Genomic DNA, 17,132 nt, shown 5'->3' with positions numbered 1-17,132 from the left:
CTCGCCGGCCGGAAACCGACACTCTGCTAGACAGCGACCGCAAAACCGCCCGTATCTTGACCGGATCACCCTTTTCGGTCAATACGGCAAAAGGGTGGTTTCCCCCCCTCGAATGCCGATTCTATCAGGCTTCCAAAGAATTCAAACAAACGTTTGTATTGGACCTGCCCATGCAGCTATATATAATGCGCCCGCTCTGATCAGGGAAAGATCTCAGCCACCAATAAACAGATACCGTGAGCCTTGAGTAGGAGATCGATAGTGGAACGCGAATACATGGAATTCGACGTCGTCATCGTCGGCGCCGGCCCCGCCGGTCTGTCCGCCGCATGCCGACTGAAGCAGAAGGCCGCCGAAGCCGGTCAAGAGATCAGCGTCTGCGTGGTCGAGAAGGGTTCCGAAGTGGGCGCCCACATCCTCTCCGGCGCGGTGTTCGAGCCGCGCGCGCTGAACGAGCTGTTCCCCGACTGGAAGGAACTCGGCGCGCCGCTCAATACCCCGGTGACCGGCGACGACATCTACGTCCTGAAGAGCGCCGAGAGCGCTACCAAGGTGCCCAACTTCTTCGTGCCCAAGACCATGCACAACGAGGGCAACTATATCATCTCCCTGGGCAACCTCTGCCGCTGGCTGGCCCAGCAGGCCGAAGGACTGGGCGTGGAGATCTATCCGGGCTTCGCCGCCCAGGAAGCGCTGATCGACGAGAACGGCGTGGTCCGCGGCATCGTCACCGGCGACCTCGGCGTCGACCGCGAAGGCAACCCGAAAGAAGGCTACTACACCCCCGGCATGGAGCTGCGGGCCAAGTACACCCTGTTCGCCGAAGGCTGCCGCGGGCACATCGGCAAGCAACTGATCAAGAAATACAACCTGGACAGCGAGGCCGATGCCCAGCACTACGGTATCGGCATCAAGGAAATCTGGGACATCGACCCGTCCAAGCACAAGCCCGGCCTGGTGGTCCATACCGCCGGCTGGCCGCTGAACGACGAAAATACCGGCGGCTCGTTCCTCTACCACCTGGAGAACAACCAGGTGTTCGTCGGCCTGATCATCGACCTGTCCTACAGCAACCCGCACCTGTCGCCGTTCGACGAGTTCCAGCGCTACAAGCACCACCCGGTGGTCAAGCAGTACCTGGAAGGCGGCAAGCGCGTGGCCTACGGCGCCCGGGCCATCTGCAAGGGCGGCCTGAATTCGCTGCCGAAGATGGTCTTCCCCGGCGGCGCGCTGATCGGTTGTGACCTCGGCACCCTGAACTTCGCCAAGATCAAGGGCAGCCACACCGCGATGAAGTCCGGCATGCTCGCCGCCGACGCGATCGCCGAGGCCCTGGCCGCCGGCCGCGAAGGCGGCGACGAGCTGTCCAGCTACGTCGATGCGTTCAAGGCCAGCTGGTTGTACGACGAACTGTTCCGCAGCCGCAACTTCGGCGCGGCCATCCACAAGTTCGGCGCTATCGGCGGCGGCGCGTTCAACTTCATCGACCAGAACATCTTCGGCGGCAAGATCCCCGTCACCCTGCATGACGACAAGCCGGACTACGCCTGCCTGAAAAAGGCCAGCGAAGCGCCGAAGATCGACTACCCGAAGCCGGACGGCAAGCTCAGCTTCGACAAGCTGTCCTCGGTGTTCCTCTCCAATACCAACCACGAGGAAGACCAGCCGATCCACCTCAAGCTGGCCGATGCGAGCATTCCGATCGAGAAGAACCTGCCGCTCTACGACGAGCCGGCCCAGCGCTACTGCCCGGCAGGCGTGTACGAAGTGGTGGCCAACGACGACGGCAGCAAGCGCTTCCAGATCAACGCGCAGAACTGCGTGCACTGCAAGACCTGCGACATCAAGGACCCGGCGCAGAACATCACCTGGGTGGCGCCGGAAGGTACCGGCGGGCCGAACTACCCCAACATGTAAGGCAAACGAAAAAGGCTCCCTCGGGAGCCTTTTTTCATGCTGCGCCTGTCAGTCCGGCTGCGGGCCGAGGGGAAAGAACTCGCCGTGGCTCCAGACGCCGAGCCATTCGATGCCGTCGATCCGGCGCGGCACCGCCAGCTCGACCAGCTGGTAGAACACGTTGCGATGCACCAGCGCCTCGAGGTTGTCGCGCACCCGCAGGTAGGGCGTGGGTTCCTGGGTGCGGGGGTCGATCTCGACGCGCAGCGGATGCCCGGCGTCCGCCTCGACCTCGTCCTCGACGTTGGTGGCGAAGCGCAGTACCTGCGCTCCGCCCTCGCCCTGCACCTGCAGGGTCACCGCGACGAAGGGCGCATCGTCGACGCGGATACCGACCTTTTCCACCGGAGTCACCAGGAAATAGTCGTCGCCGTCGCGGCGAATGATGCTGGAGAACAGCTTCACCATCGGCTTGCGTCCGATCGGCGTGCCCAGGTAGAACCAGGTGCCGTCGCGGGCTATGCGCATGTCGATGTCGCCGCAGAACGGCGGATTCCACAGGTGCACGGGCGGCAGGCCCTTCTTTTCGCCCCTGGGGATCTGCGCCAGCAGGTCGTTGGCCTTGCCGGTATCACTCATAGCCTGTTCCTCGACTGTTCAGGCCCAGCAATTCCTGGGCGTATTGCTCCAGCGGGGGACGCAGCAGGTCTTCCGGGGTGGCGTCGTAGAACGTCAGGAAACCGCCGCGGCTGCGGATGGTCGCGCTGTCCACCAGGAAACGGGTGCTGGTCTCGATCAGCATGACCTGGATGACACTGCGATCGCGCCCGACCCGGCCGAGTTCCTCTTCGTCTTCCCACTCCTCCCAGTTGCCGATCCTGTTGTCGCCCCGGGCGAAACGGCAGTACAGCAGGTAGTGAGCGCCGGCGGCACGCGCCTCGCGCATCGCGTCGTCCAGACCGAGCGGCGCCTTGGCGCGGCGCACCAGCGGGAAATACTCGACGAAACCTTCGAAGGCCTGCTCGGCCACCACGTTCGGCCGCGCGTACCGGTAGCCCGGCGGCACGAACGGGCCCTGGCCGATGTAGATGAAGGAGTCGGCCTGGATCCGCCGGTTGTTGCTGCGCTGGCTGGCGCTGTGATCGAGCACCCCGGCGTCGCGCAGGTAGTAGTCGGCGCCGTCGGCCAGGTCGCTGGGCTTCATGCAGGCGGACAGGCTGCCCAGGAGGAGCATCGCCAGGGCGATACGGAACAGGTGCGACATCGGTCATCTCCCCTGCCGGCGTCGGAAAACCGGCGAATGACGAGCCGATGCAGCTTCCGCGCCATCACGGGCCACGCTGCCACTCCTGGCGCAGGGCAGCGTGCTGCGGCTGCTCGATGGCCTGGCGGACCTCGGCCAGCAGGCGCGCCTTGTCGGCACCCAGTTCGCCCTTGAGCACCAGATAGTTGGAAGCGTGGTCGCTGCGAAATACCGTGTCTTCGAGCTCCAAACCCTGCAACAGGCGTTCGACCTCGACGAACAGGGCACGCCGATCCAGCGCCTCGAAATCGGCGAAGCCAGCACGGAAACGCTGCTCGCCGGTAGGGAAACTCACCACCAGGGTCGACAGGTACTCCGGCTGGGCGGCGTTCATCAGGCGCGCGGAGTTGTCCGCGTGCTGCGCGCTCAGGGTCATTCCGCCCAGACCGTTGAGGATCATCACCGAACGACTGATCCCCGCCTCGCCAAGCTTTTCCAGCGCATCCAGGGTAGAGGAATAGGTCTCGCCCTTGTTGACCCGCGCCAGCACTTCGTCGTCGCCGGACTCGGCGCCGACATAGGCCATTCGCAGCCCGGCGTCGGCCAGTTCGCGCAACTCGTCGACCGACTTCCTGCGCAGGTTGCGCGGCAGGCAGTAGCTGGATACCCGCTCCACCTCCGGCAAGTGCTCGCGAATCGCCTGCAGCACCGCGAGCAGCCGGCGGGTCGGCAATACCAGGGCGTCGCCATCGGCGAGAAACACCCGCTTGACGATCAGGCGCTCGCCGCAGCGGCGGATCTCCTCCAGTACCTCGTTCTCGTCGCGGGCGCGAAATTTCTTTTGCGGCTGGGTATACATCTCGCAAAAGCCGCATTTGTTCCAGGAACAGCCATTGGTCACCGGGAGGATCAGCGAATGCGCCTCGCTCGGGGGCCGGAACACCGGTTCGATGTAGTGGATGGGGAATTCACGGACACTCATCGGAGAACTCCTGAACGAACGTGGAGCCGCCACCGGGACGGTGCCACCGGCGGATTCGCCGGAAATGGGCAGCCGACGTCCCGCCGGCGGATCGATGGGCGACGAGTATATCCCTGCCGGCAAAGAGTGCGCGGGGCGCAGTGACTGCGTCCCGGCACCACAGGTATCAGGCGCTGGGAGCGTCGCCTTCGCGCTTGCGCTTGTTGCCCATGCGCACGCCGATATCCATCAGGAAGTGGAAGAAACCTTCCTGGTCTTCCAGCACCTCGCGCCAGAACGGCGAGTGGTACAGCGCCACGGCGCCATGCACCAACGCCCAGGCAGCGCAATAATGGAAGTACGGCGGAACGTTCTCCAGCTTGCCGTCGGCGATACGCTCCTTGATCAGTTGGGTCAGGCGTTCGAAGTTGGAGGCGCGGATCTTGTGCAGCTCCTCGACCATCTCCGGCACCTGGCTGGTCTTCACCACCTTCTCTTCCAGGCGGTCGAACAGGCGGTAGCGCTGCGGATCGCGCATGCGGAACTCGAAGTAGGCGCGCGACAGGGCCTCCTTGTCGCGGGCTACGTCTTCGGAATGGAACAGGGCGGCGAGATCGCGCTCGTAGTCCAGCATCAGGCGCAGGTAGATCTCCGCCTTGGACTTGAAGTGCTTGTAGATCGTGCCTTTGCCGATGCCGACGGCATCCGCGATCATCTCGACCGTTACGCTGTCTTCCCCCTGTTCGAGGAACAGCTTGAGGGCGGTATCGAGAATCTCCTGTTCACGGCGACGAAATTCACGAACTTTGCGAGGCTCTTTCTGCATAAAAAGACTGTCAGGTCAAAATGAGTCAAAAATCGAAGCCGCGTATTATGCCTATTCAGCACGAAAATGCACGGAACATCCGACGATGAATTGTTACCAGGACGAATTCGACCAGACCAACGGTCTGCGCTACCTCAACCACGCAGCGGTCGCACCCTGGCCTAGACGCGCCGCCGACGCGGTGAGCGCCTTCGCCCGGGAGAACGTCGCCCACGGCGCCAGCGACTATCCGGAATGGCTGAAGATAGAACATCGCCTGCGCGAGCGCCTTGCCCGACTGCTCAATGCGCGCGCCGGCAGCGACCTCGCCCTGGTCAAGAACACCTCCGAGGCGCTTTCCTTCGTAGCCTTCGGCCTGGATTGGCGAGAGGGCGACCAGGTCGTCATCGGCAACGAGGAGTTCCCCTCCAATAGAGTGGTCTGGGAAGCCTTGCGCCCGCGCGGCGTCGAAGTGGTCGAGGTCGGTCTCGCCGGCGACGATCCCGAGAGCGCCCTGCTCGCCGCCTGCGGCCCGCGCACCCGCCTGCTGTCGATCAGCGCGGTGCAGTACGCCAGCGGCCTGCGCCTTGACCTGGAGCGCATCGGCGCGGGATGTCGCCGCCGCGGGGTGCTGTTCTGCATCGACGCGATCCAGCAGCTCGGCGCCCTGCCCTTCGACGTACAGGCCTACGATTGTGCCTTCGCCATGGCCGATGGGCACAAGTGGATGCTCGGCCCCGAAGGGCTGGGCGTCTTCTATTGCCATCCCGAGCAGCGCGAGCGCCTGGCGCTGCACGAATATGGCTGGCACATGCTGGAACATGCCCTCGATTACGAGCGTCGCGACTGGCAGCCGGCGCGCAGCGCCCGGCGCTTCGAATGCGGCAGCCCGAACATGCTCGGCGCGATGGCCCTGGAGGCCAGCCTGGGGCTGTTGGAGGAGGTCGGCATGGAGCGGGTCGGCAGAGACATCGCCGAGCGCGTCCAGTGGCTACAGGACGGTCTGTCGGGAATTCCCGGGGTACGCCTGCACAGCCCGCGGAACCCGAGCCGACGCGCGGGCATCCTGACCTTCAGCCTGGACGGCCAGGACAATCGGACACTCTTCGAAACGCTTCGCCAGGAACGGGTCATTTGTGCCCAGCGTGGCGGAGGTATCCGTTTTTCCCCGCACTTCTACACGAGTTCGACGGTGATCGACGATACCCTGGCGATCTTGCGCCAGGTCGCAGGCACCTAGGTACTCAAGGACGGCAAGGGTATTCCAAATCTGTTTAAAAAACCGCCAGCCCTGTCTGGACGCCCCACGAACATGACCAATACTGAAAGGTACTGGCGCGCGGTATCTCCCCCCAAGTACCCAGCCAGTGAAGGTACCGAGGAATGCGTACCTTTGTTCCACTCCTAATGGTCTTGACCCGGATTCATCCCCCAGAACCCGGGTTTTTTTTATCCGTGCGCCGGCCTAGCGGGCCAACGGAAACAGCCGATGGAAATTGGCGGTAGTCTGCTCCGCCAGGGTTTCCAGGCTGACGCCACGCAACGTCGCGAGGAATTCGGCGACATCGCGCACGTATTCCGGCAGGTTCGGCTTGCCGCGATGGGGAATCGGCGCCAGGTAGGGCGAGTCGGTCTCCACCAGCAGCCGGTCGGCTGGTACCTGGCGAGCCACCTCGCGCAGGGCATCGGCATTGCGGAAGGTGACGATGCCGGACAGGGAAATGTAGAAGCCCAGGTCCAGCGCCGATCGCGCCATCTCCCAGTCCTCGGTGAAGCAATGCAGCACGCCGGCCTGCGGCAACGCCGCCTCGCGCAGCAGCGCCAGCGTATCGGCGCGCGCCTCGCGGGTGTGCACGATCACTGGCTTGGCGGTGATCCGCGCGGCTTCCAGGTGCAGGCGAAACGCCTCCTGCTGCAACTCGGCGGCTTCCGGTTCGTAGTGGTAGTCGAGGCCGGTCTCGCCGATCGCCACCACCCGCGGATGCGCCAGTTCGCCCAGCAGCCAGTCCAGCGCTGGCGCGCTTCCGGGCTCCAGGTCCAGCGGGTGCACGCCCACCGAACAGTGCACGTCGGCATAGCGCTCGGCCAGGGCCTTCACCGCCTGGGCATTGTCGGCGCTGACGCCGATGCAGAGGAATTGACCGACGCCACGCGCTCGCGCGGCATCCAGCGCCGCATCGAGCGAGCCGCCATGGGCGGCCAGGTCGAGGCGATCGAGGTGGCAGTGGGAATCGACCAGCATGATCCTGTCTAGCGTTACATCGTGTGGGTCGGCCGGTCCGACTTCAGCGCCCCGGCCAGGTAGGTTTCGATCTTGTTGCGGGCGGTGTTGTCACCGTCGTTGAACTGCACGCCGATGCCAGCCGCACGGTTGCCCTGGGCGCCCTTCGGGGTGATCCAGACGACCTTGCCGGCCACCGGGATCTTCTCCGGCTCTTCCATCAGGTTGAGCAGCATGAAGACTTCGTCGCCGAGCTTGTAGTTCTTGTTGGTGGGAATGAACAGCCCGCCGTTCCTGATGAACGGCATGTAGGCGGCGTACAGCACGGACTTGTCCTTGATGGTCAAGGACAGGATGCCGTTACGCGGCCCCAGATTGGGTGGCAAACTCATGCAGGTTCCTGCCAGTCGAATATCAGCGGGATTCTAGCCCGGCCCGGGCAGGCTTGCCCACTGCACCAGCAGGGCTTCGAGAAGCAGGACACGGTTGAGGTTGGCCTTGTTCAACACTTTCTGCCGCTGTTGCAGCAGCCAGTCCTGCATGGCCAGCACCTTGGCCTGCCCGGATTTGTCGCCCAGGTACTGGATCACCTTGCGCATGTCGGCCAACCCCAGCCCCTCCTCGTCGTGGGTCAACTGGTAGCGCAGGATGCCCAGCGTCCAGTCGCAGAACCAGTCGAAGAGCAATGGCAACGGCACGCTGTTCCAGCTTTCGGCCAGTGGGCTGGCGGCGATCTGCTGCTTGAGCAGCTTCTTCACCCCCTCGACCACCTGCGCGCGCTGCTCGCGCACGCCCTGGCCGTGCAGGCGCTGGGCGGTGAGCGGCGAGCCGCCGGAAAGCGCCAACAGTTCCTCCAGGGCCTCGGCCGGCTCGTCGGGCAGGGCCCGCGCCAGCCATTCCAGACTCGCCGCCGCGCCCGGCAAAGGGCAGGCCTGCTGCACGCAGCGGCTCTTGATGGTCGGCAACAGGCGGCTGGGCTGGTGGCTGATCAGCAGCAGCACGGTATCGCCCGACGGCTCTTCAAGGCTTTTCAACAGGGCGTTGGCGGCGTTCACGTTCATCGCCTCGGCGGGTTCGAGCAACACGACCTTGCGCCCGCCCAGTTGCGCGGTCTGCACCACGAAGCCAACCAGGTCGCGGACCTGGTCGACCCGGATCGGTTTCTCCGCCTCCTCCGGCTCCAGCACGAAGTAGTCCGGATGGGTACCGGCGGCCAGCAACTGGCAGGCCTTGCACTCGCCGCATGCGCCAGCGGCGGCAGGCCGCTGGCAGAGCAGTTGGGCGGCCCAATGCTCGGCCAGGGCACGCTTGCCGATCCCGGCGGGACCGTAGAGCAGATAGGCGTGGGCGTGCTGGGCGCGGCCGCCCAGTTGGCTCCAGAGCGCCTGCTGCCAGGGATAGATATCAGCCATTCAGACGCTCCAGCAGATTCGGCAGCAGCCGATCCAGGCCAGCCTGCACCTCGGCCAGCGGCAACCCGGCATCGAGCACCTGGTAACGCTCCGGGGCCTGCGCGGCGCGCTGCAGGTAGGTCTGACGCACGGCCTCGAAGAAGCGTCGGTCCTCCTGCTCGAAACGGTCGAGCCGGCCACGCGCCGCCGCCCGCGCCAGGCCGATTTCCACCGGCAGGTCGAAGACCAGCGTGAGGTCGGGCCGCAGGTCGCCCTGGACGAAGCTTTCCAGCGCGGCGATGCGCGCCTCCGGCAAACCGCGCCCGCCGCCCTGGTAGGCATAGGTGGCATCGGTGAAGCGATCGCAGAGCACCACGGCCCCGCGCGCCAGCGCCGGGCGGATGACCCCGGCGAGATGCTGGGCCCGCGCGGCGAACATCAGCAACAGCTCGGTATCGGCGGCCATCGGCTCGTCGCTGGGCGCCAGCAGCAGTTCACGGATGCGCTCGGCGAGAGGCGTGCCGCCAGGCTCGCGGGTCAACTGCACCTCGATGCCGCGCTCGCGCAGGCGCTCGGCCAGGTAGTCGCGGTTGGTGCTCTTGCCGGCCCCTTCCGGGCCCTCCAGGGTGACGAACAGGCCGGTCACACGGCACTCCTTATCTTGGCTGCGCCGCTCATTGTGGCGGCGGGGTGATGGGCGCGGGGCTGGAGCGATAGTCCGAGCGACGCTTCAACTGGTACTCGCGGACCGCCTTGTTGTGTTCGTCCAGGCTGCTGGAGAACACATGGCTGCCATCGCCGCGCGCCACGAAATACAGGGTCTCACCCTCGGCCGGATGCAGCGCGGCGCGAATCGCCTCGCGCCCGGCCAGGGCGATCGGGGTCGGCGGCATGCCCGGCACCACATAGGTATTGTAAGGGGTCGGTTCGCGCAGGTCGGCGCGGGTGATCTTGCCGTTGTAGCGCTCGCCCATGCCATAGATCACCGTCGGATCGGTCTGCAACAGCATGCCGCGCTGCAGGCGGCGGACGAAGACGCCGGCGATCTGCGAACGCTCTTCCGGCACGCCGGTTTCCTTTTCCACCAGCGAGGCCATGATCAGCGCCTGGTAGGCGTCGCGATAAGGCAGGTCCTGGCTGCGGCCATCCCATTCCTTGGCGAGGATGGTCTGCATGCGCTGGTAGGCCTTGCGCAGTATGTCGATGTCGCGCATGCCACGGGTGTAGCGGTAGGTATCGGGGAAGAAGCGCCCTTCGGCCACTTCGTCGGGCTTGCCGAGGCGTTGCATGATCTCGCCGTCGCTCAGGCCGGCCAGGGTCTGCTCCAGCTTGCCCTGCCTGGCGAGCGCTTCGCGCACCTGGCGGAAACTCCAGCCCTCGACCAGGGTCAGGCTGTACTGCACCACCTCGCCTTCACGCCAGAGTTCCAGCAGGTCGGCGCCCTTCATCCCCGGCAAGAGGCGGTATTCGCCGCTGTGCAGGGCCTGGCCCGGCAGGTTGAAACGCCAGTAGAGGCGCAGCCAGAACGCGCCATGGAGCACCTTTTCCTGCTCCAGACGCGCGAGCATGCCGCCCGGCGTGGAGCCCGAGGAAACGTCCAGCAGGCGCTCCTCGGTCAATTGCAGGGGCTGCTCCAGCGCCCGCTGCTGCTGCCATGCAGCCAGGCCGACGCAGAGGCCAACGAACAACAGGCCACTCTCCAGCAGCACCAGCAGTTTGCGCATCAAAGTCAGAAATCCAGGTCGTCGCGAAGTTGGTCTTGCAGTTTACGGGTCAGCTTGCCGACCGGCCAGACGTGCTCGTCCAATGCCCGGACCGGCCAGATGCCGAACTGGCTGTTGCACAGAAAGACCTCGTCGGCCGTCGCCAGTTCAGCCATGGAAACATCCCGTATCGCCAGCGGGACGCCGATTCCTTCGGCGCGCTCGAGCAATTCCGCGCGCATCACTCCAGCGACGCCGCAGCGCCACAGGTCAGGCGCTACGAGGGTGCCGTCGAGAACCAGCAGCAGGTTGCTGAACACCCCCTCCACCACCCGCTCGTGCACGTCCAGCATGAGCCCTTCGGCATGCCCGGCGTCGCTCCACTCGGCACGGGCGAGGACCTGCTCCAGGCGATTGAGGTGCTTGAGGCCGGCCAGCAGGGGCTGCTCGGCCAGGCGCGTGCGGCAGGCGAACAGGCGCACGCCTTGCTGCCAGTGGCGCTCGGGATAGGCCGGACGCGGCGATCCGGAGAGGATTCGCCGCGGCGAGGCCTCGGCAGGCGGCGCGTAGCCACGCAAACCCTCGCCGCGGGTGACGATCAGCTTGGCGACACCGTCGCCCAGCGCCGCGCAGAACGCCAGCAACTCCTGGCGCAACGCCGCGGTGTCGAGAGGGATCGCCAGGCGCCGACACCCCTCTTCCAGGCGCGCCAGGTGGCGCTCCAGAAGACGCGGCGTGCCGGCGCGCACCGCCAGGGTCTCGAACAGCCCGTCGCCATAGGCCAGTCCGCGATCGCGCACGGACAGCTCGGCGGCGGGCCGGCCGTCGACCCAGTCCAGCATCAGTCGGCGAACCTGCGGAACACCAGGGTGCCGTTGGTCCCGCCGAAACCGAACGAGTTCGACAGGGCCACGTCGATCTTGCGCGGCTTGGCTTCATGGGCCACCAGGTCGAGGTCGCAACCTTCGTCCGGGTTGTCCAGGTTGATGGTCGGCGGGGCAACCTGGTCGCGCAGGGCCAGCACGCTGAAGATCGCCTCCACCGCACCGGCGGCACCCAACAGGTGGCCGGTCATCGACTTGGTCGAACTCATCGACAGCGCATGGGCATGCTCGCCGAACACGCTCTTCACCGCGGCGATCTCGGCGATGTCGCCGGCCGGGGTGGAGGTGCCATGGGCGTTGATGTAATCGACCTGGCGAGGATCCAGGCCGGCATCGCGCAGCGCGTTCTTCATGCAGCGGGCGGCACCGGCGCCGTCTTCCGGCGGCGCGGTCATGTGGAAGGCGTCGCCGCTCATGCCGAAGCCAACCAGCTCGGCATAGATCCGCGCGCCGCGGGCACGGGCGTGCTCCAGTTCTTCGAGCACCAGGGCGCCGGAACCGTCGGACAGGACGAAGCCGTCGCGATCCCGGTCCCACGGACGGCTGGCACGGGTCGGCTCGTCGTTGCGAGTGGAGAGCGCGCGAGCCGCGCCGAAACCACCCAGGCCGAGACCGCAGGCAGCCATTTCGGAACCGCCGGCGACCATCACGTCGGCCTCGCCATAGGCGATGTTGCGAGCAGCCATGCCGATGCTGTGGGTACCGGTGGTGCAGGCGGTGGTGAGGGCGTAGTTGGGCCCCTGCAGACCCAGGTGGATCGACAAGAAGCCGGAAACCATGTTGATGATCGAACCGGGCACGAAGAACGGCGAGATGCGCCGCGGCCCCTGCTCGAACAGGGATCGGCAGTTGTTCTCGATATTGGTCAGGCCGCCGATACCGGAACCCATGGATACGCCGATACGCTCACGATTGGCGTCGGTGACCTCCAGGCCGGAATCGCGAACGGCCTGGAAGCTGGCGGCGAGACCGTACTGGATGAACAGGTCGAGCTTGCGGGCTTCCTTGGCGGACAGGTATTCCTCGACATTGAAACCCTTGACCGAACCACCGAAGCGGGTGGAATAGGCGGACAGGTCCATATGCTCGATCGGGGCGATCCCGCTGCGACCGGCGAGAATACCTTCCCAACTGCTCGGGACATCCAGGCCCAGCGGCGACAGCATGCCCATGCCAGTAATGACGACGCGTCTACGCGACACTACGACTTCCTCTTTCTCATTTCACGGGGTTGCGCCGACAGACTACCAGAGTAGGTAAGGCGCTAAAGAAAAGCCGCACGCCCTTACAGGCTGTGCGGCTTTTCCACGTCGGAAAATCCGACGACTACTTATTGCTGGTGAGCAACGATGTAGTCGATGGCTTCCTGAACGGTGGTGATCTTTTCAGCTTTCTCGTCAGGGATTTCGGTCTCGAATTCCTCTTCCAGAGCCATCACCAGCTCGACGGTGTCAAGGGAGTCGGCGCCCAGGTCTTCGACGAAGGAAGCGCTGTTGGTGACTTCTTCTTCCTTCACGCCGAGTTGTTCAGCGACGATCTTCTTAACGCGTTCTTCGATGGTGCTCATACCTTGTTTTCACTCCTATGGAAAATCCGAGCAGCTGGGCTGCGGGTAAGTGTATAGAAAGGGTTTTCTGCTTTTCAAGCTGAACGCCTCACCTTCCCACGGCCACTTCGATAATTCTATCTAATAACCCGGCTGCAATTCCGCAACGAATTCTAGACAGCGCTTATGACAGACCCGAGAAAGGTAACGTCACATTCAGCTCATGTACATCCCACCATTGACCGGCACGGTGGCCCCGGTCACATAGGCTGCGCCGTCCGAAGCGAGGAAGCCGACCACCTTGGCGATCTCTTCCGCCTGCCCCAGGCGACCCAGCGGAATCTGGCCCAGCAGCGCTTCGCGCTGGGCTTCCGGCAGCTCGCGGGTCATGTCGGTGTCGATGAAGCCCGGCGCCACCGCATTCACGGTAATGGCACGCGAACCGACTTCCCGGGCCAGCGCACGGGTGAAGCCCTCCAGGCCGGCCTTCGCCGCGGCATAGTTGGTTTGCCCGGCATTGCCCATGGCGCCGACCACGGAACCGATGTTGATGATGCGCCCCCAGCGGGCCTTGGTCATACCGCGCAGAACGGCTTTCGACAGACGGTAGAGACTGTTCAGGTTGGTGTTGACCACATCGAACCACTCGTCGTCTTTCATGCGCACCAGCAGATTATCGCGGGTGATGCCGGCGTTATTGACCACGATCAGCGGTTGGCCGAGATGCTGCTGGATGTGCTCCAGGGTCGTGGCTACGGATTCGTCGCTGGAAACGTCCAGGACCAGGCCCGCACCCTCGACGCCATTGGCCTTGAGGGTTTCGGCGATCTTCTCGGCGCCGGACGCGCTGGTCGCGGTGCCGATGACCACGGCACCCAGGCGCCCCAGTTCCAGCGCAATCGCCTGGCCGATGCCACGGCTGGCGCCGGTTACCAATGCGACCTTACCTTGCAGACTCATGGGATTCTCTCCTTTCTCTCTCTCAGGCCAGGGCGGCGCGCGTGGCGGCGAACGCCTCGACGCCATCCAGGCCATGGGTATTGATGCCCTTCGCGCAGCGCCTGTTGAGGCCTGCCAGGACCTTGCCCGGCCCGCACTCGACCAGCTCGGTGACGCCCTTTTCCGCCAGCAGCTGGATGCTCTCCACCCAGCGAACCGGGCTGTACAGCTGTGCCAGCAGGTCGCGGCGCAGCGTATCGAGATCAGCCGGCACGGCGGCGCTGACGTTCTGCACCAGCGCAATCTTCGGCGCCTGCCACTGCAGGCTTTCGACCGAGGCGGCGAACTGCTCGGCGGCCGGACGCATCAGTTCGCAATGCGACGGCACGCTGACTGGCAGCGCCACCGCGCGCTTGGCGCCGCGTGCCTTGCATGCCTCGATGGCACGCTCAACGGCAGCCGCAGCACCGGCGATCACTACCTGCCCCGGCGCGTTGAAGTTGACCGCGCTGACCACCTCGCCCTGGGCCGCCTCGGCACAGGCCGCCAATACATCGGCGTCTTCCAGGCCAAGGATCGCGGCCATGCCGCCCTGCCCCGCCGGAACCGCCTGCTGCATCAGTTGGCCCCTACGCTCGACCAGCTTGACCGCATCGGCGAACGCCAGGCTTTCGGCCGCGACCAGCGCGGAATATTCGCCCAGGCTGTGCCCGGCGACGAACGCTGGGCGCGCACCGCCCTCGGCCAGCCAGAGGCGCCAGAGCGCGATCGAAACCGTGAGGATGGCCGGCTGGGTCTTGTCGGTCTGGTTCAGGCGCTCTTCAGGACCATTCTGGACCAGCGCCCAAAGGTCGTAACCGAGCGCCTCAGAGGCCTCGGCGAAGGTATCGCGCACCAGCGCCTGCTGGGCGCCCAGCTCGGCCAGCATGCCGAGGGATTGCGAACCCTGGCCAGGGAAGACGAATGCGAGGGATGCAGACATTGAATAGGTCCCTTGTGGTCTTTTGCTCGTCGGAGATAACGCGCCAGCCGCGACTGGCGCAGGAAACTGAGTGTTGGATGGCTGCCTGGACCGCCCGGTCACACATTAGAGCAGCAGATGCTCGAGACGGCCATGCAATCGTTGCGGCAGGTTTTCCCGGACTTCCAGTGCCGCGCGACGCAAGGCGCTCTGGAAACCCTCCTCGGCGGCAGACCCATGGCTTTTCACCACTATCCCCTGCAATCCGAGGAAACTGGCGCCGTTATAGCGTGCCGGAGCGATATCGCCGCGCAGCCGGCGCAGCAGCGGCAACGCCAGCGCACCGACCAGCTTCGCCGCCAGTCCATCGCGGAAGCGCTGTTCGATCCGCGCCGACACCATGGCAGCCAGGCCTTCGCTGGCCTTCAGCAGGATGTTGCCGACGAAACCGTCGCAGACCACCACGTCGGCCTCGCCGCGATACAGGCCATCGCCCTCTATGTATCCGCTGAAATTCAACCCCTGCGCCTTCTGCAACAGACTCGCCGCCAGCTTGACCTGCTGGTTGCCCTTGATCTCCTCGGTCCCCACGTTGAGCAGGGCGACCCGGGGCGAGACGCAGCCCAAGGCCTCTGCCGCCACCGCGCCCATCACCGCGAACTGATAGAGATGCTCGGCACTGCAATCCACGTTGGCGCCGAGGTCGAGCAGATGACAATGCCCCTTCTCGGTCGGAACCGCCGTCACCATCGCAGGGCGGTCGATACCGGGCAGGGTCTTCAGCAGGTGCCGCGACAGCGCCATCAACGCCCCGGTATTGCCGGCGCTGACGCACGCGTGCGCCCGGCCGTCGCGGACCAGCTCCAGCGCCACGCGCATGGAAGCGTCCGGCTTGCCACGCAAGGCCTGGGAGGGACGTTCGTCTGAACCTATCACTTCGCTGGCCGCATGCACACGCAGGCGCTGCCGGTCGAGCGACGGATAGCGGGAAAGGAGTTCTTCGAGGAGGGCAGGCTGACCGACGAGGATCAGTTGCGAAGAGGAATTCTCGGCCAGGAAGGCAATAGAGGCCGGAACAACGCAGTGGGGACCGAAGTCCCCACCCATTGCATCAATCGCGATGATTGGTGCGGACAAGGATTACTCGTCGGAGCCCTTGTCTACTACCTTACGGCCGCGATAGAAGCCGTCCGGGGATACGTGGTGGCGCAGGTGGACTTCACCGGTGCTCTTTTCCACGGACAGAGCATTGGACTCGAGCGCATCGTGGGAACGACGCATGTCACGAGCGGAACGAGACTTTTTGTTCTGCTGAACAGCCATGATTGATTAACTCCTAAACGTTTGGGTCACGCTTCAACTGTGCCAGTACGCTGAACGGATTAGGACGCTTGTCCTCGACTTCGCTCGACTCCGGCTCGTCTTCGACGACGAATCCAGCCGGGTGCTGACATACTTCGGGGTCATGGGCCGGAACGATGGGTAAGGCGAGCAACAGCTCGTCCTCGACCAGCGCCAGCAGGTCCAGGGGTTCCTCCCCCACTTCCAGCGCATCGTACCCCTTCGGCAGACCGTCGGCGGACTGACCTTCCCGAAGAATGGCGTAGGTATATTCGCCATGCACGGGAATGGCCGCCGCATCCAGGCAGCGTTGGCATACCATGCTCACCTCGGTATCGAGCTGCATATGCATGACCGCCAGCTTCTGGTGGTCGCGCTCGAAGGAAACCTTCACGCGCACCTCACCGGCATCGCTGGTCAGTTGCTCGCATACACGCGGCATATCGGCGAGCGCGTACACACCCTCGAGGGTGGCGCCGCGGTCGACCAACTTGCGCGGATCGATATGAGGTGGAATCGGCCCATTCAACATAAGCGCGCCATTATAGGGACGCCCCCGCGCCTGTCAAAGGAAATTAGCCATAAACCGCTGTAAGGACGAGTCTTTTCGTTAAAATCGGCCGCTCGCCATGGAGAACCTCATGCCCGACCTGATCCTCGCCTCCAGCTCCCCCTACCGACGCGAACTCCTGACCCGCCTGCGCCTTCCCTTCGAAAGCGCCAGCCCCGATATCGACGAAAGCCATCGCGCCGGGGAAAGTGCCGAGGAACTGGTGTGCCGCCTTTCCGCCAGCAAGGCCGAAGCGCTGGCCGGACGCTATCCGCAACACCTGGTGATCGGCTCCGACCAGGTCGCCGTACTCGACGGCAACATCCTCGGCAAGCCGCACACCCCCGAACGCGCCATCCAGCAGCTACGGGACGCCAGCGGCAAGAGCGTGACCTTCCTCACCGGAGTGGCCCTCCTCAACAGCGCCAGCCGACGCATCCAGGTGGCATGCGTGCCGTTCACCGTGCACTTCCGCCACCTCGACGAGAGCCGCATCCGCCGCTACGTCGAAGCGGAACGCCCGCTGGACTGCGCCGGCAGCTTCAAGGCGGAAGGCCTGGGCGTCAGCCTGTTCCGCTCCACCGAAGGAGAGGACGCCACCAGCCTGGTGGGACTGCCCCTGATCCGCCTGGTCGACATGCTCCTCGAGGAAGGCGTCGAAATCCCCTGAGCCGGCATTCCCATATCCGGC

Annotated in this window: 20 protein-coding genes; 3 read left to right on the top strand and 17 right to left on the bottom strand. The window is 64.9% G+C overall.

Going from position 1 to position 17,132, the window contains the following annotated elements; genetic code table 11:
* Positions 1-261: 261 nt before the first annotated feature.
* Complete coding sequence (locus ACI766_RS10145; protein ID WP_003102932.1) at positions 262-1,917, top strand: electron transfer flavoprotein-ubiquinone oxidoreductase; 1,656 nt, start codon at positions 262-264, stop codon at positions 1,915-1,917.
* A gap of 48 nt (positions 1,918-1,965) precedes the next feature.
* On the opposite strand, the gene ACI766_RS10140 is transcribed toward ACI766_RS10145, so the two are convergent.
* From ACI766_RS10140 to ACI766_RS10125, 4 genes are all read right to left on the bottom strand, one after another.
* Positions 1,966-2,535 (bottom strand): DUF1285 domain-containing protein, encoded by a 570-nt coding sequence (locus ACI766_RS10140; protein WP_004350889.1) that lies wholly within the window; start codon positions 2,533-2,535, stop codon positions 1,966-1,968.
* Positions 2,528-3,160 carry a DUF4823 domain-containing protein gene (locus ACI766_RS10135; RefSeq protein ID WP_023087171.1) on the bottom strand — a complete coding sequence of 211 codons (633 nt, stop codon included), beginning with the start codon at positions 3,158-3,160 and terminating at the stop codon, positions 2,528-2,530. The genes ACI766_RS10140 and ACI766_RS10135 overlap by 8 nt, the downstream gene beginning before the upstream one ends.
* A gap of 64 nt (positions 3,161-3,224) precedes the next feature.
* A complete protein-coding gene (locus ACI766_RS10130) occupies positions 3,225-4,121 on the bottom strand; it encodes a radical SAM protein (RefSeq protein ID WP_023087170.1) in 897 nt (298 codons plus the stop codon).
* A 166-nt stretch (positions 4,122-4,287) separates the two neighbouring features.
* A complete protein-coding gene (locus ACI766_RS10125; RefSeq protein WP_003091114.1) occupies positions 4,288-4,926 on the bottom strand; it encodes a TetR/AcrR family transcriptional regulator in 639 nt (212 codons plus the stop codon).
* Between the two features lie 85 nt (positions 4,927-5,011).
* Between ACI766_RS10125 and ACI766_RS10120 the strand changes: the two genes are divergently transcribed.
* Entirely contained in the window at positions 5,012-6,145 is a 1,134-nt protein-coding gene (locus ACI766_RS10120) for an aminotransferase class V-fold PLP-dependent enzyme (protein WP_003104119.1), read from the top strand.
* Between the two features lie 225 nt (positions 6,146-6,370).
* Here ACI766_RS10120 and ACI766_RS10115 read toward each other — a convergent pair whose 3' ends face one another.
* The 13 genes from ACI766_RS10115 to ACI766_RS10055 all read right to left on the bottom strand — a co-directional run bounded on the left by ACI766_RS10115 (position 6,371) and on the right by ACI766_RS10055 (position 16,423).
* A complete protein-coding gene (locus ACI766_RS10115; RefSeq protein ID WP_003091117.1) occupies positions 6,371-7,147 on the bottom strand; it encodes a TatD family hydrolase in 777 nt (258 codons plus the stop codon).
* A gap of 14 nt (positions 7,148-7,161) precedes the next feature.
* Entirely contained in the window at positions 7,162-7,518 is a 357-nt protein-coding gene (locus tag ACI766_RS10110) for a PilZ domain-containing protein (RefSeq protein ID WP_003091119.1), read from the bottom strand.
* 33 nt (positions 7,519-7,551) lie between these two features.
* Positions 7,552-8,538: a DNA polymerase III subunit delta' gene (locus tag ACI766_RS10105; protein ID WP_003104126.1), complete on the bottom strand. Its 987-nt coding sequence runs from the start codon at positions 8,536-8,538 to the stop codon at positions 7,552-7,554.
* On the bottom strand, positions 8,531-9,163 hold the full coding sequence (gene tmk, locus ACI766_RS10100) for a dTMP kinase (protein ID WP_003091125.1): 633 nt from the start codon (positions 9,161-9,163) through the stop codon (positions 8,531-8,533). Before tmk ends, ACI766_RS10105 begins: the two co-directional genes overlap by 8 nt.
* 28 nt (positions 9,164-9,191) lie before the next feature.
* Entirely contained in the window at positions 9,192-10,241 is a 1,050-nt protein-coding gene (gene mltG, locus ACI766_RS10095; RefSeq protein WP_003104128.1) for an endolytic transglycosylase MltG, read from the bottom strand.
* A 5-nt stretch (positions 10,242-10,246) separates the two neighbouring features.
* On the bottom strand, positions 10,247-11,062 hold the full coding sequence (gene pabC / locus ACI766_RS10090) for an aminodeoxychorismate lyase (protein WP_023122001.1): 816 nt from the start codon (positions 11,060-11,062) through the stop codon (positions 10,247-10,249).
* Positions 11,062-12,306, bottom strand: coding sequence for a beta-ketoacyl-ACP synthase II (gene fabF / locus ACI766_RS10085; RefSeq protein ID WP_003104132.1), 1,245 nt, complete (start codon positions 12,304-12,306; stop codon positions 11,062-11,064). The genes pabC and fabF overlap by 1 nt, the downstream gene beginning before the upstream one ends.
* Positions 12,307-12,434: 128 nt before the next feature.
* Positions 12,435-12,671: an acyl carrier protein gene (gene acpP / locus ACI766_RS10080; RefSeq protein WP_003091135.1), complete on the bottom strand. Its 237-nt coding sequence runs from the start codon at positions 12,669-12,671 to the stop codon at positions 12,435-12,437.
* Positions 12,672-12,866: 195 nt separating this feature from the next.
* Complete coding sequence (gene fabG / locus ACI766_RS10075) at positions 12,867-13,610, bottom strand: 3-oxoacyl-ACP reductase FabG (protein WP_023087168.1); 744 nt, start codon at positions 13,608-13,610, stop codon at positions 12,867-12,869.
* Positions 13,611-13,632: 22 nt separating this feature from the next.
* Positions 13,633-14,571, bottom strand: a complete 939-nt coding sequence (gene fabD / locus ACI766_RS10070) for an ACP S-malonyltransferase (protein WP_003091139.1) — start codon at positions 14,569-14,571, stop codon at positions 13,633-13,635.
* 105 nt (positions 14,572-14,676) lie between these two features.
* Positions 14,677-15,687 (bottom strand): phosphate acyltransferase PlsX, encoded by a 1,011-nt coding sequence (gene plsX / locus ACI766_RS10065; protein ID WP_071533934.1) that lies wholly within the window; start codon positions 15,685-15,687, stop codon positions 14,677-14,679.
* A 3-nt stretch (positions 15,688-15,690) separates the two neighbouring features.
* Positions 15,691-15,873, bottom strand: coding sequence for a 50S ribosomal protein L32 (gene rpmF, locus ACI766_RS10060; protein WP_003091143.1), 183 nt, complete (start codon positions 15,871-15,873; stop codon positions 15,691-15,693).
* 13 nt (positions 15,874-15,886) lie between these two features.
* The gene (locus ACI766_RS10055; RefSeq protein ID WP_003091144.1) at positions 15,887-16,423 is read right to left on the bottom strand and encodes a YceD family protein; all 537 of its coding nucleotides are present in this window, start codon (positions 16,421-16,423) and stop codon (positions 15,887-15,889) included.
* Positions 16,424-16,532: 109 nt separating this feature from the next.
* Between ACI766_RS10055 and ACI766_RS10050 the strand changes: the two genes are divergently transcribed.
* Positions 16,533-17,111, top strand: a complete 579-nt coding sequence (locus ACI766_RS10050; protein ID WP_023086059.1) for a Maf family protein — start codon at positions 16,533-16,535, stop codon at positions 17,109-17,111.
* The last annotated feature ends 21 nt before the right edge of the window (positions 17,112-17,132 follow it).

This window comes from Pseudomonas sp. DL, from assembly GCF_047199225.1.
GTDB classification, from domain to species: Bacteria; Pseudomonadota; Gammaproteobacteria; order Pseudomonadales; family Pseudomonadaceae; genus Pseudomonas; species Pseudomonas aeruginosa.
Note: the sequence above shows the minus strand (reverse complement) of the source record. Positions and strands in the feature narration are given on the sequence as shown.